This is a genomic window from Kitasatospora cathayae (genome assembly GCF_027627435.1).
In the GTDB taxonomy this organism is placed as follows: Bacteria; Actinomycetota; Actinomycetes; order Streptomycetales; family Streptomycetaceae; genus Kitasatospora; species Kitasatospora cathayae.
In genome coordinates this window covers 8,574,823-8,590,193 of the sequence record NZ_CP115450.1, presented here as the reverse complement: position 1 = coordinate 8,590,193, position 15,371 = coordinate 8,574,823, and the positions used below count along the sequence as shown (strand labels likewise).

Genomic DNA, 15,371 nt, shown 5'->3' with positions numbered 1-15,371 from the left:
GAGACTCCCACGAAAGGCGCCACCCATGCGATCCGCCCTGACTTCCAAGCTGCTAGGGGTCGGCTTCGGCGTTCTCGCCCTCTCCGCCAGCGCCCTGCCGTTCGCGGCGTCGGCGACCAAGGCGCCGGCCGGACCCGAGAGCCACCAGGCGGCCCCGCTCGCACCGCCGGCGGACAAGCCCCCGGCCAACAAGCTGACGGACTTCCCCGCCTGCTGCTGAGCCGCCGGTCACGTCCGCAGGAAGCAGGAAGGTCCTCATGCCCGTCAGCACCACCCACCCGTCATCCCCCGCCGCCGCGGCGCCCGGGGGTGCGCGATGACCGCGGTGCAAGTCCGAGCACTGCGCCGGACGTTCTCCACCGGCAAGGCGGGCGCCGCCGAGCGGGTGGCCCTCGACGGCATCGACCTGGACATCGAAGCCGGGACGGTGCACGGCCTGCTCGGCCCCAACGGTGCCGGCAAGACCACGCTCTGCAAGGTCCTCTCGACGGTGCTGCTGCCCACCTCCGGGCAGGCCCTGGTCCTGGGCCGGGACCCGGCAGCCGACCCGCGCGGCGTGCGCCCGCTCGTCGGCATCGTCCTGGGCGGCGACCGCGGTCTCTACGGACGCCTGACCGCGCGTCAGAACATCCGCTACTGGGCCGCGCTGTACGGCATCCGGCGGGCCGAAGCGGCCGTGCGCACGGCCGAGCTGCTCGACCGCTTCGGCCTGGCCGACCATGCCGACGAGCCGGTCGAACGCTTCTCCCGGGGCATGAAGCAGCGCCTGCACCTGGCCCGGGGCCTGATCCACCGCCCCCCGGTCGTCCTGCTGGACGAGCCGACCACCGGGATGGACCCGGTCTCCGCCCGCGCCTTCCGCGACGTGGTCGCCGACCTGCGCACCGAGGGGCACACCGTACTGCTCACCACGCACGACATGGCCGAGGCCGAGGCGCTGTGCGACCGGGTCACGCTGATCGACCGCGGGACCGTCCTGGCCACCGCTCACCCCAGGGAACTCGGCGAGTGGTTCGGCGGGTACGAGCGGGTCGAGGCCCGCGACGTCCCCGAGGCCGTCCGCCCGGAGCTGCTGGCCCTCGACGGCGTCGCCGCCCTGGAGGACCTGGGAGACGGACGGATCCGGATCCAGGTCCGCGGCGCCGACCGCTCGGCCGCCGTCCTGAGCGTCCTGCTCGACGCGGGGGTGCGTGAACTGTCCACCTCCCCGCCCGGGTTGGAGGAGGTCTACCTCCAGGTCATCGGCGACCGGGGCTTTCGGGTGGGAGCGCGGTGAGGGGCGTGGCGGCCGGGTTCCGCCTCCAGTTGACGCTGCTGCGACGCTCACCCGGCGAACTGCAGGTGCTGTTCACCGTTCCGCTCTACACCCTCGTCTTCCTGTCCGTCTCGGTCCACACCGGCCACCGGGACCTGGCCTCCTACGCCGTCCTGGCGCCGGTGCTGATCGCGCTCTGGAGCATGGCACTGTTCACCGCCGGCGACCTCATCGGCCAGGACCGGGCGGACGGCCTGCTGGAGACCGTGGTGGCCACGCCCACCGCACTGATCTCGCCCGTCACCGGACGGATCGGCGCCGTGGTGGCGGTCAGTCTGCTCTCCTTCGGCGAGGCATGGATCGTCGCCGAGGCCGCCTTCGGCATCCACCTGGTCCCGCGGCACCCTGTGCTGCTCGTGGCCTGCCTGCTGCTCAGCGCCTTCGCCATGGTCGGCACCGCGGCGACGATGGCCTGCGCCTTCGTGCTGACCCGCTCCGCGCGGATCTTCCAGAACTCGCTCAGCTTCCCGGTCTACCTGCTCGGCGGCGTCCTGGTCCCGGTCAGCATGCTGCCCGGACCGGTGCAACCGCTCAGCCGGCTGGTCTTCCTCTCCTGGTCCAGCGGGCTGCTGCGGGACTGCTTCGCCCCGGCGGCAGTGTCCGCGCCGACGGCCCGGCTGGCGGCCATCGCCGTGCTGGGTCTGGCGGGCTACCTCGCCGCGGGCCTGCTGATGCGGCGGATCCTGCGCCGGGTCCACGCCCTCGGCACCCTGGACCTGGCATGAGTACGCACCCGAGCACCGCCCCGACGCTCCCGGAGCACGCCCCGACGCTCCCGGAGCACGCCCCGCGGGCACCGCGGACCTCCGCGTGGCGCACCGTGCACGCCGGCGCGATGATCGCCGCAGCGGACTTCCGGGCCATGTACACCTGGACCACCTGGACCTTCGGCTGGCTGGCCCGGATGCTCTCCCAGGCCGTCTTCTTCGCCCTGGTCGGCAAGGTGTTCAGCAGCCCCGGGGGCGAGCGCTACCTGTTCGTCGGGAACGCGCTGATGGCCTGCGCCATCGAGGCGATGCTGGTGATCACCTCCAGCGCCTGGGAGCGGCGCAGCGCGACCCTGCCGCTGCTCGTCGCCTCACCCGCCGAGCTGGCCTGGGTGTTCGTCGGCCGCAGCCTGCAGTGGATTCCCAGCGGCATCGCCACCAGCACCACGACCCTACTCGTGCTGGGGCCGTTCTTCGGGGTGCACTGGACGGTGCCCGGCGCGGCGGCCATGGTCTGCCTGGTGGCGCTCACCGCGGTCGGCACCTACTGCTTCGGCCTGTTCCTGTCCGCGCTCGCCCTGTCGGCCACCACCTGGCGCAACACCATCTCCAACGTCGCCTACCTCGGCATGATGGCCATCTGCGGCGTGGAGGTGCCGGTCTCCGTCTGGCCGACCGCCGTCCGCTGGGTGGCGTGGAGCCTGCCGCTCACCCACGACCTGCTGGCACTGCGCGGCGTCCTGGACGGCGCGCCCGTAGGCACCGTCCTGCTCCGGGTGCTGCTGGGCACGGCGACCGCGCTCGCCTGGCTCGCGCTGGCCCTGCCGGCCTTCGGCCGGGTCGCCGCGAGCGGGCGCCGCAGCGGAACCCTGGAGTCCACAGGCTGACCGCCGCCGCCCGGCCCCCGACACCCCCCTGTTCCGAGCCACCCGCCGACCCGAGGGACACCCCGCGCATGCCGCTCTCCGACGCCCATCTACAGCACTACCGCGACCACGGCTGGGTCGTGGTCCCGCACTTCTTCTCCGCGCAGGAGCTCGCCCCCGCGCTCACCGCGCTGCCCGAAGTCGTCCCCACGGCCGAGGAGTTCGCCGAGCACCCGGACTGCGAGCGCTGCGCCGCACTGGTCAGCGGACCGTTCGAGGGACTGCTCAACTACCCGCTGGCGCAGCAGCCGTTGAACGCACTGGCCGTCGACGAGAAACTCCTGTCCGCAGTGGGCACGGTCCTCCGTACCCCGGACGTGCGGATCTACCAGGCGTGCCTGTGGGCCAAGTACGGCGGCCCGCACACCTACGACCAGCGCCTGCACCTGGACTACCGCAACCAGAGCCTGCTGGTGCCGTCCGAGGACCCGGCCTTCCACCAGGTCAACGCCTTCGTCTACCTCAACGACGTGGACGACGACAGTGCCACCCGGGTGGTGAGCCGTCAGCACACCAGCGGGCTCGCCTACGACGAGGCCGACCTCGACCGCGCCCGGCACCCGGAGCTGTACGCGCTGGAGCAGAGCGCGGTCGGCCCGGCCGGCTCGCTGCTCCTCTTCGAGGCCCGCACCTACCACCGGGCCGTCGACATCACCCGCCCGGGCGCGGCCCGCTTCGTGCTCAACACAGCCTTCCGCACGGCGCAGGCGGAATGGGTCGGCTACCACGCCTGGCCGTTCCGGGGGAAGCGGCCCGAGTGGGTCGCGTGGGTGGCACGGTCCTCTCCCGCCCAGCTGCGGGCACTCGGCTTCCCACCGCCGCACCACCCGTACTGGACGCCCGACACCCTGCGCGCCGTCGGCCTGCGCTACCCGGGCATCGACCTGAGCGCCTGGGAAGCTTGACCGGAAGGCCAACCGTCCGGGGGCGGCCGCGGTGGACGGGGCGGGGGCTTCCTCGGCTTGCTCGACCTCGTCGGCCGAGGTGAACCAGTGGGTCTCGAAGTACTCCGCGAGGGAGTAGGGGTGCTGCGGGTCGGTCAGCATCCGATAGATGAGCTCTGTCGAGGAGTCGTCAAAGCGCTCCCAAGGCTCCCACTTGTCGCTACGAGCGAAGACCGGCCGCTGTTCCGGGTCCTCTACCGCTGCGTCGCCCCCGACGGCTGGACCGCCTTCCAGGCCCCCGACCTGGACAATCTGCACTTCGCGGACCTCGGCACCCGCGTCCTCGCCGCCGCCGGCGTCACCACCGCCGCATCGGTACCGCCGACTGCCGCCTCGTCCCGGTCCGGCAGGCCGTCGACCTCGCCGACCGGTTCCTCCGCCGCACTCGCGCCTGAACCCGCCGCTCCGCGAGCCACTCCTGCGTGGGAAGTTGGCCGGGAAGGGGATCGGGCGCTCGCTGCCGCTGGCCTGGTGCTCGCGCCTTCCACCCTGCTCGAAATGCGGCTCGCCGGACGCTTCCCACCTGTGCGGTGGCTTGCCACGGCAACCGACCGGCACCCGCATTCGGCCGCCTGGGGTAGGGGCCGCCGGGTTGCCGGCCATCCCTCCGGGGTGTCGGCTTGCAGCCGTTCGGAACCGAACCTACTCTTCCGAAAGCCACTCAGATGACTCGAGGAACAATTCATGAGAGATCCGGAGACCGCTCCCGGGCAACCGCTTCCGACGTTCGAGGAAGCCAAGGGGCTGGGTCCACAGGACAGCCAGTTCGTGCGCGATCTCGTGGAAGTGCTGGAAAGGCACGGGAATCTCGACCGTTTCGGCCTGTGTCTGCTGCACGAGCACTTTCCGGTCGCGGGCGACGAGGTCCTGGTCGAGACCCATGACCTCGCGGCACGCACGCTCCAGATCCGGGTCGACAAGGCGGACGCGACCGGTCACACCAAGCCCTCGCAGTGGCGGTTCGTGAAGACCGGACGCGGCAGCGGTGAGGTCGAGAGCCACGCCTACCAGGTGATCCTGCAGTGCAGTCCGATCAGCGGGTGCCCGGGAAGCAGGAGCACAGTGCGTTGAAGAACGAGGACGGCGGCGAGGTGAACACGAACACCTCGCCGCCGTCGCACGGTCGCAACGCAAGAGTCCGCAGGGCCGCGCTGTACCGGTGGGGACTGTGCGCCGTGCCGTTGTTGGTTCTCCTGACCCTCTGGGGCGGACAGCCCGCCCGAGCGGACTCCCCGTCCGCGAGCGGCTGTCATGCGGAGCAGTTGACCGCGGCCCATGTGAACGTCGAACTCAGACTCGCCAACCACGCCCACAACACGGTCGAGGGCCGGGGAGTCATGACCGTCCGCGTACCCAGGTCCTGGGAGTCTGCCGAGGGCCTGCTGCTGCAGAAGAGTTCTGTTGCCTACCGCGATGCGATGCGCTGTCTCCTGCGCGACGAGCAGGAGTCGGGACGGCCCCCGCAACAGTACCTGCGCGGACGCGAGTGGCGTTCGTCCAATCCGGCGGTGAGCGCCGAGCCTGACTGGGTCGAGGTCGAGTACCCGACGATCTTCTGGTTCGACCAAGCCGGCATGTTCCGCGTCGGGCCGTGGGAAGTCGATGTGCACCCCGGCCAGTGGAAGCTGTCCCTCGTTCCGCCGACGGCTCTGGCAGGGGCCCATTGGGACTCGGTCGCGGTCGATCTGGGCGGCCTGGAGGCATCCAGCGTGGTGCCCGAACCCTCGACCGCCGGCAACGGGAGCATGCGGTGGGGCGACCCTGACCGGCCTCAGGAGTCGAGCTCCTTGCTGACGGTTCGGGTGGCTCCCCCGTGGCAACGCGCATGGGCGGCGGTGAGCGGCAAAAGTGCGTTTCTCGTCAGCAACAGGATCGGGATGGCCGCCTGGTGGGTGGTCATGTCCGTTATCGTCGCGGTGGCCGCTCTACGAGCCCGTCGCCGGCCGGCCCACATCGAGGCCACCGGGCTCGAGATCTGCAGCAGCACGGTCCTGCTGCAGTGGGGTCTGGTCAGCGCCGTCATCAGCCTGACGTTCCTGCCACCGCAGTACGCGCTCCTCGGTCAGGACCGTTTCAGGATCCTGATCGGGGTTCTGGTCGGCTGGGCGTTGACGGCCGCCGCCCGTCCGAAGAGGTCGGTGCTGCTGGCCGCCTCGCTGGTGGCGGCGGCCGGCGGCCTGGTAGCCGGCTGGCCGTCCCTGTTCGGCCTTCCCCAGACGCTCTCCTCCCCCGGGACCGGCTCCGTCCACGGCTTCGCCCCGCTGGTGGCCATGGCCGCGGCACTCCTGTGGCTGTGGCTGACCGGCCTGGCGCTGTGGATCTGGCGGCTCGCGTGTGAGGGAGGACTGATCCGGACACCGGCTTCACCCTGGCGGCTGCGCCGCGTCGGGTCGGTCCTGGCCGTGGTCACCATCCTTCTGCTGGGGTGGGAGTGGTGGACCCAGGACCGCGGGTGGGAGCGGGCCAGCTGGCTGAGCGACCGCACCGTGCGGGAGTACGGCTGGCTGCACCGCTCCTTCCTGAGCGAGCATCTGGTGTCCTACACCGTCCAGGTTCCCGTATGGTGCGTCGCCGGGACCTGGGTGCTGACCGGCATCGCCATCGTGGCCCTGCTACGGGCCAGGGACCTGGCGTTCCCCGTGCCGTGCGCGGATCCCACCAGGTTGGACTGCCTCCTGCTCGCCGTGTTCTTCGCCGTCGTGGTCGCCTACCGCCAGGGCTCGTACGCAGGCAGCCAGGCCGCGGCTGTCCTCTGGCTCGTCCTGGACATCGCCGGGTTCTACGCCCTGCTGGCGGTCGGGAAGCGGTGGGCGGTCCTGGCCCAACACTTCGAGGGAAGCGGGGACACTCCGAGGCTGAGCGAAGCGATCACGGAGGCGGGCCGTTCCGACCTTATCGTGCGTGCACGCCGCTACCGGGAGCTGACCGACGAGCTCCGTGACATGGAGCCGGGGAAGAGCGAGGGAGCCGCGAGCCGACATGCGGCGGAGAAGGAACGGCACGCGGTGGAACGGGAGCTGAGCGGACTGCACCGCTGGCGGTCGCCGACCGGAACCGCCAACACGACAAGGCCATGGCTGCCCGGCCGGTTCACGGTCATGGACGTCGCCCTGAGCTGGGGCCCGCATGCCAGGTGGTGGGAGAACGCCCGCAGGGCCGCCCTGCTGGCGGCCGCCTTCGGCCTTCCCGGCACTCTCGTCATCCTCTGGTTCTCCTACCAGGGCGAGCAAACCCAATGGATGCACACCGCGCAGGACTCCTTCGGGGCCCCCGAGATGATCCGGCAGTTCTTGGTCGTGGAGCTCACCGCGGCAGGCGCGGGCCTGGTGCTGGGAGCGCTCTGGCGCCTGCTGCCCGGCCGCCGCGGTCCGACACGCGCCCTGAGCCTGACCGCCGTCTACACCCTGCTGATCGTCCTCGGGCTCCTGGGCGACCTCCTCACCGACCAGCCACTCGGCAACTGGGCCATCGCCATCTGCCAAATGCTCCTGGTGCTGACCCTCACCAGCCTCGCCATGGACGCGGACACCTTCCGCGCCGAGCGGCGTCTGTGGCCCAGCCGCTTCGGACTGCTGCTCTCGATCTACCAGCTCCGCGGCTTCTCCGCGCAGATCGCCTACGTACTGGCCCAGTTGGCCGTGCTGATCGCGATCGCGAAGTTCTTCATCGGCCCTGATATCCGGACCATGAAGTTTTAAGTCCAGGCGCTGCTGCCACTCCTAGGCTCGCTCCGGCGATGTACGGGCCGCAGGCGACCATCGGCGCGTTCATTCCCGCGACGGTCGCCGGGCCGATCCACAGGACGCGGGTCCGACGCCGGCCGCAGTACAGCCGGCAGACCCCGTCGACCCACCTTGCCGAGCGGTCCGCTCACCCTGCTGACACCTGCGGGCGGGTCGGTGAGCCGGGCCTCGGCGGCGATGCTGATCCAGTGGTCGTCCCGGCCGGGAAGGCAACGCCCAGCAGCGTCGGTCGTGCATCCGGCCCGGCCGAACGACGCCGCTGAACAGCGTGCGGCCCCGGGCATCGCTGAAGGTGGTGGTCTTGATGGTGTTCTGCTTCCGCTTGCCGGACACGAACGCCTTCGGCCGGGGTGTCCGGCGCGCGGGCGGCGGACCTGCACCTCGGTGCCGTCGAGCCGTAGGTCCACGTTCTCGGCGTCGGCGTAGGCGACCAGGTCCTCCAGCGTGCGCAGTCGCAGCCCGGGGCGGTCGGGGACGGCGAAGCCTCGCGCGGCTACTGCGCGCTCGACCCGGCCGAGCACCCCGCCCCGGGCGACGAACCCGCCTTCGGCCCGTACCCGGTGGCCGTCGCCGGCACCGGCGTCCGCACCGTCGGCACGACCGTGCGGTGGACGGCCGACGGCAGCGGGCGCACCGACGAACTCGCCGCACTTCGCGGGTCGCTCCGGAGACGGTGGAGCGGTCCACGCCGTACAGCTGGGCCAGGGCCGCGTGTGGCAGGCCCAGGTGCAGGTGCAGGTGCAGGTGCAGGTGCAGGTGCAGGTGCACCAGCGTGACCGGCAGACGGTCGGTGAATACCAGAGCCCCGTGCCGGCCGCCTTCTACGAGGTGGAGAGCGCTCCCTGTTTCACCGACCGGGCCTCCCTGGCCGTCGAGCACCGAGGGCTCACGGGGTGCCGACCGCGCCAGGGCGTCACGCCGGGACGGTGAGCAGCCGCTGGCCGTCGCCGGCGTCGATTTCGAAGTGACTGATCATTCCCGGGGACATGGGTACGGTCCCGGAGACCTTGGCGCCACCGGGGTAGTCGCCGGCCTGCCAGGTGGCGGCGGTCGCCGTGGCGCCCGTGATCCCGACCGCTTGCAGGCTGCAGGTGATCCCGGCGGGCGCTCCCTTCGCCGTGACGCGCAGGGTGCTGCCCCAGGCGGCGGGCGAGACCTCGACAGAGGCGGACACGCCGGTGGTGGGGTCGGTTCCGGAGAACGTGCGGACCGGAGCAGGTGACGTCGGTGCGGGCTGCGCCACCTGGCTGCCCGTGGACGCGACGGTGGCCAGCCACGTACCGCCCGATGCCGCCGCGGCGACGAGCGTCGCGGCGGCCGCGACCCCGACCAGTTGCCTCCGCACGGCGGTACGACGTCGGGACGCGGCCTGCTGGAGCAGCCGGTCGAGCCGGCTCCGCCCGGTTCGCTGCGGTCCGAGCGGCACGGCAGTGGCCGCAGGCTCCGGCTCCGGCTGCGCCCGCTCGCTCGCGGCGGCCCGCTGTACCAGCCGGTCGGCCAGTTCCTCGCTGGGCGCGGGCGGTACCTCGCCCACGGCCTCGGCCTCGCTGACCGTCGCGAGCAGTGCCGGCAGTCCCGCCAGCTCGGCATGCTCGGCCTGGCACTCGGCGCAGTCTGCGAGGTGGGCGCGGACCTGCTCCGTCTCCGCCGGGGACAGCCTTCCCAGCACGTATCCGCCCAGGGACAACCGGACGGCGTCGTGGTCGCCGTTCAAGGTCCGCACCTCCTCCACGTCGCTGTCACGGCTCGATACCCCGTTCCCGCAGCGCCAGCCGCAGTGCTTTCAAGGCGTAGTACGTGCGCGACTTCACGGTGCCCACCGGAATGCCGAGCACCTGCGCGGCCTCGACCATCGTCCGGCCTCTGTAGTACGTCTCCAGCAGCACGGCCCGGTGTTCCGGGGAGAGGGTCCGGATGGCCTCGGCCACCGCCCAGCTCCGGAGCGTTCGCTCGAGCTCGTCTTCTCCGGGTGTCTGTTCCGCGAGCCGTTCCAGCGCCTGCCCGTCGACCTCGGTCGGTCTGGCCCGGCGGGCCCGGTGAGCGTCGATGACCAGGTGCCTGGCGACCGTGCACAGCCACGCCCGGGCCGGTCCGCGCTCGGGGTCGAACGCCGCCGGGTGCTGCCAGGCCCGCAGCAGTGTCTCCTGCACGACATCCTCGGCCCATTGCCAGTCTCCTGAGGTCAGTCGCAGGACGAAGTGAAGCAGCGGCCCGGCATGCTCCGCGTACAGCGTGCGGAGTAGTTCCTCGTCCGCCCGGGAGATGGTCCCCGTACCAGAGACACGGGTCCCGGAGCGATCCGGCTCACTCGATGGACCGCGTCTCCGAAGACTCCACGGCATAAGTCGATCATCGCATATGCCAGTAATCGGTGAAATCTCGCAAAAGGTGCTTATGCACCGAACCGCGCGGTCCCGGCACCCGTGGAACCTCACGAGCACCGATCCCCGGGATCCCCTCCTTCCCCCGTCCCGCAAGGAGTCCCCGGAACGGAACACCAACCGCATGACCGACTCACGCCCGCTTGCGGCCGCCTGTTGCCACGGCCCGCCACCAGCAAGAAGGAGCCACCGAAATGAGTGGGAAGCAGAAGACACTCGCCGTCCTGACCGGGACCGTGCTGGCGGCCGGACTCACCAGCCCGGCCTTCGGGGCCACCGCCCCCGCCGCTCCGTCACCGACCACGAGCACCGCCGCTGCCGGGTCCGGGGCGTCGGTCGTGGAGTGGAACCGAGAGCTCATCGGAATCCTGAGCGATCCCAAGGCCCAGCCGCCCACCGTCCACCCCACGCGCAGCTTCGCCATGCTCCAGGCCGCCGAGTACGACGCCGTGGCATCGATCACCCGGACCGATCCCGCCTACCTGTTCTCGGTGCCGGCACCTCAGGGTGCCCGTGCGGACGCCGCGGCGGACCAGGCAGCGCACGATGTGCTGGTCGCCCTGTACCCCACCAAGCGGGCAGGCGTGGACCGGCAGCTGAGCAGCCAGTTGTCCGCGATCGCCGACGGCGCCCGTAAACAGGCGGGCATCGGCGTGGGAGCAGCGGTCGCGCGCCGGCTGATCAGTCTGCGGTCCGCTGACGGATCCTCGGCCAAGCCGCCGCGGTTCGCTCCTGGCAGCCTGCCCGGCGACTACCGGCCCACGCCGCCCGCCTTCCCCGCGCCGGTCTTCACCAACTGGGGCTCGGTCACACCGTTCGTGCTGACGAGCGGGAGCCAGTTCCGCCCGGCGGCGCCGCCGGCCGTGGGCACCGCCGCGTACGCCGCCGCCCTGAACGAGGTCAAGGGCCTGGGGAGCAAGACCAGCACCACCCGCACCGCCGATCAGACCTCGGCCGCGAAGTTCTGGGCGGCGGCACCCGTCTGGAACGTCTGGAACCAGGTCGCGCAGGGCCTCGTCACCTCCCAGAACGCGAGCCTGGAGCAGGCGGTGAAGGTCTTCGCCCGGCTCGACCTGTCCCTCGCCGACACCGCGATCGCGATGTACGACGCCAAGTACGCCTTCCACGTCTGGCGGCCCGTCACCGCCATCCGGCTCGGCGACACGCACGACAACCCGGGCATCGTCGGCGATCCCCACTGGACTCCCCTCCTGCCGACCGCCCCGGACCCGTCCTACCCCGGCGCCCACGGCGCTCTCAGCCAGGCCGCGGCAACGGCACTCGCCGGGTTCTACGGCGCACATCACCAGTTCACGGTGACCTCGAAGGGTGTCACCCGAACCTTCGCCGGCTTCCAGGACGCCGCCACCGAAGCGTGGCTCAGCCGGATCTGGTCCGGCCAGCACACCTCCATCGACAACAGTGCCGGGCAGCAACTCGGCACACAGGTAGCCGAGTTCGTGGCGCACCGTCTCTGACGGCCACCCGAGCGGCGCCAGGGCTCCGGGACCAGGAGCCGGCTGCACCCGACGTGTCGGGTGCAGCCGGCCAGCGCGGCGCTCACGGTGGAGAAGCTGGGCGACTACTGCAAGTCGGCCGGGCCTACCGCCGGGCTGGCGGGAAGTCAGGTGTGTGGAGCTGGTGTAAGACCGATGGGCGGCACACCGTCCCTCCGCCGGCAACCCCGGGTCGGCAACCGGCCGTGAAGCAGAAAGCCCGACCCGCGAGGGTTGGAATCCTCCGGCTTCAGCCGGAGGAGGACGTCAAGCCACCAGCGTCGACCCTGCCCCCAGGGCAGGGTCAAGACGCATTTCGCCGGCCTCGCCGTAGTGCCGGCCGCCTCGCGTCAGCCGTCGGGGCGGATGCCGTACTGCTTCCGAGGAAGGCGAAGTGAGTGCCGGCTCCGTCCAGGGTCCGTCCCGGCCGGCCACAGGCACACGCGGGCCGCAACAACACGGTCGCTCACCTGCGGAGTCTTCGATCCGTCAGCGGTTCGTGGTGACAGCTGTCATACGGATCCGGGCACAGGAGTCACTGACGGGGAGTCGGCTCCGCACGGCAGGCTGGGCGCACGCGAACAGTCGCCGAGCACCCGGCAGAGGAGCAGACACGATCATGAAGGTCATGGTGGCCGGAGCCGGAATCGGCGGCCTCTGCCTGGCCCACGGGCTGCTCCGAGCCGGAGTGGACGTGCGGGTCTACGAGCGGGAGAGGTCGGCGCACAGCCGCTACCAGGGTTTCAGGGTCGGTCTGAACGAGCACGGTCTCGCCGCCCTGCACGAGTGCCTGCCACAGCGGCTGCACGACCTGCTGGCGGCCGTCACCGGGCCGATGGCAGGCGAGCGGCGGGTCCTCGACCGGCAACTCCACGAGATCCGCCGGCTCGGCCCGGTGGACGGCGGGACGGCCACCGACCGGCACGTGCTGCGCCAACTGCTGCTGACCGGGCTGAGCGGCCGCGTCGAGTTCGGCAAGGCCGTGACCGGCTACACCGAACGCGCGGACGGCACGGTCGAGGCCCGCTTCGGCGACGGCACCACCGCGACCGGCGATCTGCTCGTGGGCGCGGACGGCATCGGATCGGTGATACGCCGCCAACTGCTGCCCGAGGCCGAGGTGGTCACCCTCCCCGGCAACGCCGTCCTCGGACGCACCCCCCTCACCGAGCGGTTCGCCGCTCTCGTACCGGGCTTCGGCACGATCGTCCACGGCCCCGGCATCATCATGCTGCTCGGCCGGATGGAGTTCCGCCGGCCCCCGAGGCTCGCCGCGGCCGAGCTGGCCCCCGACGTCCTACTGCCCGACACCGACAACTACCTGCGCTGGGTCGTCATGCTCCCCGTCCCCCACTCCCGCGAGCCCGACGGCTGGCCGGCCGTCCGCGACCAGTTGCTGGCCCTGCTCGACGACTGGCATCCGGACCTGCTCGACCTCGTCCGCCAGGCCGACGTCGTCAACAGCTCACCCCTGACCGTCCGTTGCGCCAAGCCGGTACCGCACTGGGGCGGCACCCGCCGGGTCACCCTGCTCGGCGACGCGATCCACCCCATGCCACCGAGCGGCGGCCAGGGCGCCAACACGGCCCTGCGTGACGCCGCGCTGCTCTCCCGCTCACTCGCCGCCGTCCAACGCGATGAGGCCGAACTCCCGGCCGCAGTCGCACAGTACGAACTCCGAATGCTCGACTACGGCTTCACCGCCGTCACCGAAAGCCTCCAACACCTACCGGACTTCACCCCCCACGCGTCGGACTCACGATGAAACCGCCGGGTTCCGGCCCCAGGCTCGCGAAGGAGGCGCCGGACCGGCTCATGTCGCACGGGGCTCTCGGCCGAGACAGTCAGAGCCCGGACCAACAGCTCCGCGAGCCGTTCCAGCCCCCGGCCCGGCCCCACGAACGCCCCTCCCACAGGCAGCAGCAGGTGCCAGAGGCCGCCTCACCGGCAACCCGTCGCGGAAACCTGCAGCCGACGACGTCCAGCGGTACCACCACCCCCATGGAATTGACATGACGGAAAACACAAGCGGAGTTACGGAAATACGTCCGGCTCGGCCAGAGGACGCGCAGACCATCGGAGACATCTGGTATCGAGGGTGGTGCGACGCCCACCTGGGGAACGTTCCCGAAGCCCTACTCGCCGTACGGACGCAGGAGTCGTTCGCCGTGCGCGCCGTGCAACGCGTCGGTGACGCGGTCGTCGCGGTCGTCGATGGTGCGGTGGCGGGCTTCGTGATGGTGGTCGACGACGAGGTCGAGCAGGTGTACGTGGCCCGCAACCACCGGGGAAGCGGTGTGGCCGTGGCTCTGCTCGCCGAAGCCGAGCGTCTCGTCGCAGCCGGCGGTCACGGGCGGGCCTGGCTGGCGGTGGTGGCCGGCAACCTCCGTGCCCGCACGTTCTACACGCGCAACGGCTGGGAGGACACCGGGGTCTTCGACCACCACGCGCCCAGCGACCAGGGTCCCGTACGCGTGCCCGCCCATCGTTACGTCAAGCGCCTCGTGACTCCTCCCCACGGCTAAAGCCGTGGGGCTTCCTGTGTCGGTGGCTACGCCACGTCGCAGAGGGCCAGCCCGGCCCTGGTGAGGATGTTCCGTGCGCCGACGTGATCGGCGTTCGCTACCGGCGAACCTTCCGAGTCACAGACACGTGATCACTGTGCACGCGACATCGGTCTATTGTGACGAATCATCAGAATCGTTATCCGAGTGGGCTTCGGCGCTTCGCGCCTACGATCCAAGAATGCGATTCCCTCACCGGCTAAAGCCGGTGGTCCCCCCCGCAAGAAGGTCTGATGGGACCGCGGCGGGCGGAAGTGCATTCATGAGCTTCGACCTGGCGACAGCCCACGCCTCCGGCGGTCTCCCCCGAACGCAGTGCGCTGGTGAAGGCGATCGCAGAACGTGTCCTGACCGTCGGCACGGGCCGTCTGCTGGTGGGAATCGACGGCCTCACCGCTTCCGGACACGAACTCGCCGAGTGGATCAGTGCCGCGGGACGCCCTGTGCTTCGGGCGAGCCTCGATGACTTCAAGAAGCCGTGGAAGGACCGGCGCCTCTACGACCGTGAGTCAGGGGAGGGGTGCTACCGCAATGCGTACGACTACGACGTGGTCAAACGCCTGCTGCTCGATCCCTGCCGGACTCCAGGGACGACGTCCGCGGTCCTGTGCAGCATCGACCCGCTCACGCAGCAGGACCATGCTGCGGAGAGGACGGCGCTCACTTCCGGCACGGTTCTGATCGTGGATGGCGTCTTCGCCTTCCGGCCGGAGATCAACGGTTACTGGGACTTCCGGGTCTGGTTGCACGTGGATGCGGAGTTGTCCGTCCAGCGCGGCGCTGCCCGTGATCAGAACTGGACCGGATCCGAGACCGAGTCGATCCACCGCAACCGGTATCTGGTGGCAGAGGACATCTACGTCCGGGAAGTCGAGCCCGCCCGATGGTGGACGTCATCGTCGACAACTCGACGTTCGCCAGCCCTCGCATCCTGACGCCGTGATGCGGATTCGGTGGGCGGACACGGCAGCTGCGCATCCGCCCACTCACTGGATGCGGCGCACCCTCGGGCGGGTGGGCCCGGACTGTTGGGTGAGGTCGCGGACGGCCTGGCGGTCGGCGACGTCCTGCCGGTGGCGCTCACGACGCAGCGCGTGCTGGAGGGCGGTGTCGTGGTCAGGGTCCTGACGTTCGGCGCGGGTGGCGGCGGTGTGGTCGTGAACGCGCTGCCGTTCGGCGCGGATGGTGGCCGCGGTGGCGTAGACGACGAGTCGCCGTCGATCAGGCAGGCCCAGCCGTCCAGGCCGCAGGCGCCCTTCTCCACCCAGCCGCGCGTGGCCTGGGGGTTCCTTCAA

The 15,371-nt window shown here is 71.0% G+C and carries 15 protein-coding genes and 1 pseudogene; 12 read left to right on the top strand and 4 right to left on the bottom strand.

Annotation, left to right across the window (positions count from 1 at the left end):
- Positions 1–25: 25 nt before the first annotated feature.
- From O1G21_RS38450 to O1G21_RS38420, 7 genes are all read left to right on the top strand, one after another.
- A complete protein-coding gene (locus tag O1G21_RS38450) occupies positions 26–220 on the top strand; it encodes a hypothetical protein (protein ID WP_270150393.1) in 195 nt (64 codons plus the stop codon).
- A 96-nt stretch (positions 221–316) separates the two neighbouring features.
- Positions 317–1,276, top strand: a complete 960-nt coding sequence (locus O1G21_RS38445; RefSeq protein ID WP_270150392.1) for an ABC transporter ATP-binding protein — start codon at positions 317–319, stop codon at positions 1,274–1,276.
- 5 nt (positions 1,277–1,281) lie between these two features.
- Complete coding sequence (locus O1G21_RS38440; RefSeq protein ID WP_270150390.1) at positions 1,282–2,040, top strand: ABC transporter permease; 759 nt, start codon at positions 1,282–1,284, stop codon at positions 2,038–2,040.
- A complete protein-coding gene (locus O1G21_RS38435) occupies positions 2,037–2,909 on the top strand; it encodes an ABC transporter permease (RefSeq protein WP_270150389.1) in 873 nt (290 codons plus the stop codon). Before O1G21_RS38440 ends, O1G21_RS38435 begins: the two co-directional genes overlap by 4 nt.
- A gap of 68 nt (positions 2,910–2,977) precedes the next feature.
- Positions 2,978–3,853, top strand: a complete 876-nt coding sequence (locus O1G21_RS38430) for a phytanoyl-CoA dioxygenase family protein (RefSeq protein ID WP_270150387.1) — start codon at positions 2,978–2,980, stop codon at positions 3,851–3,853.
- Positions 3,854–4,576: 723 nt separating this feature from the next.
- On the top strand, positions 4,577–4,963 hold the full coding sequence (locus tag O1G21_RS38425; protein WP_270150386.1) for a hypothetical protein: 387 nt from the start codon (positions 4,577–4,579) through the stop codon (positions 4,961–4,963).
- Entirely contained in the window at positions 4,960–7,590 is a 2,631-nt protein-coding gene (locus tag O1G21_RS38420) for a DUF6185 family protein (RefSeq protein WP_270150384.1), read from the top strand. Before O1G21_RS38425 ends, O1G21_RS38420 begins: the two co-directional genes overlap by 4 nt.
- Positions 7,591–7,863: 273 nt before the next feature.
- Here O1G21_RS38420 and O1G21_RS41900 read toward each other — a convergent pair.
- Positions 7,864–8,132, bottom strand: a pseudogene (locus O1G21_RS41900) (transposase family protein); the annotation flags it as partial.
- Between the two features lie 229 nt (positions 8,133–8,361).
- Between O1G21_RS41900 and O1G21_RS38410 the strand changes: the two are divergent.
- On the top strand, positions 8,362–8,565 hold the full coding sequence (locus tag O1G21_RS38410; protein ID WP_270151517.1) for a hypothetical protein: 204 nt from the start codon (positions 8,362–8,364) through the stop codon (positions 8,563–8,565).
- Here the strand turns inward: O1G21_RS38410 and O1G21_RS38405 are convergent.
- Positions 8,549–9,358, bottom strand: coding sequence for an anti-sigma factor family protein (locus O1G21_RS38405; RefSeq protein ID WP_270150382.1), 810 nt, complete (start codon positions 9,356–9,358; stop codon positions 8,549–8,551). The genes O1G21_RS38410 and O1G21_RS38405 overlap by 17 nt on opposite strands.
- A gap of 16 nt (positions 9,359–9,374) precedes the next feature.
- On the bottom strand, positions 9,375–9,977 hold the full coding sequence (locus O1G21_RS38400; protein ID WP_270150380.1) for a sigma-70 family RNA polymerase sigma factor: 603 nt from the start codon (positions 9,975–9,977) through the stop codon (positions 9,375–9,377).
- Between the two features lie 233 nt (positions 9,978–10,210).
- Between O1G21_RS38400 and O1G21_RS38395 the strand changes: the two genes are divergently transcribed.
- From O1G21_RS38395 to O1G21_RS38380, 4 genes are all read left to right on the top strand, one after another.
- Positions 10,211–11,494, top strand: a complete 1,284-nt coding sequence (locus O1G21_RS38395; RefSeq protein ID WP_270150378.1) for a vanadium-dependent haloperoxidase — start codon at positions 10,211–10,213, stop codon at positions 11,492–11,494.
- A 637-nt stretch (positions 11,495–12,131) separates the two neighbouring features.
- Positions 12,132–13,277 carry an FAD-dependent oxidoreductase gene (locus tag O1G21_RS38390; protein ID WP_270150377.1) on the top strand — a complete coding sequence of 382 codons (1,146 nt, stop codon included), beginning with the start codon at positions 12,132–12,134 and terminating at the stop codon, positions 13,275–13,277.
- Positions 13,278–13,680: 403 nt separating this feature from the next.
- Complete coding sequence (locus tag O1G21_RS38385) at positions 13,681–14,037, top strand: GNAT family N-acetyltransferase (protein ID WP_270150376.1); 357 nt, start codon at positions 13,681–13,683, stop codon at positions 14,035–14,037.
- 362 nt (positions 14,038–14,399) lie between these two features.
- A complete protein-coding gene (locus tag O1G21_RS38380) occupies positions 14,400–15,011 on the top strand; it encodes a nucleoside/nucleotide kinase family protein (RefSeq protein ID WP_270150374.1) in 612 nt (203 codons plus the stop codon).
- 51 nt (positions 15,012–15,062) lie between these two features.
- Here the strand turns inward: O1G21_RS38380 and O1G21_RS38375 are convergent, their stop codons facing one another.
- Positions 15,063–15,371, bottom strand: a complete 309-nt coding sequence (locus O1G21_RS38375) for a hypothetical protein (protein ID WP_270150372.1) — start codon at positions 15,369–15,371, stop codon at positions 15,063–15,065.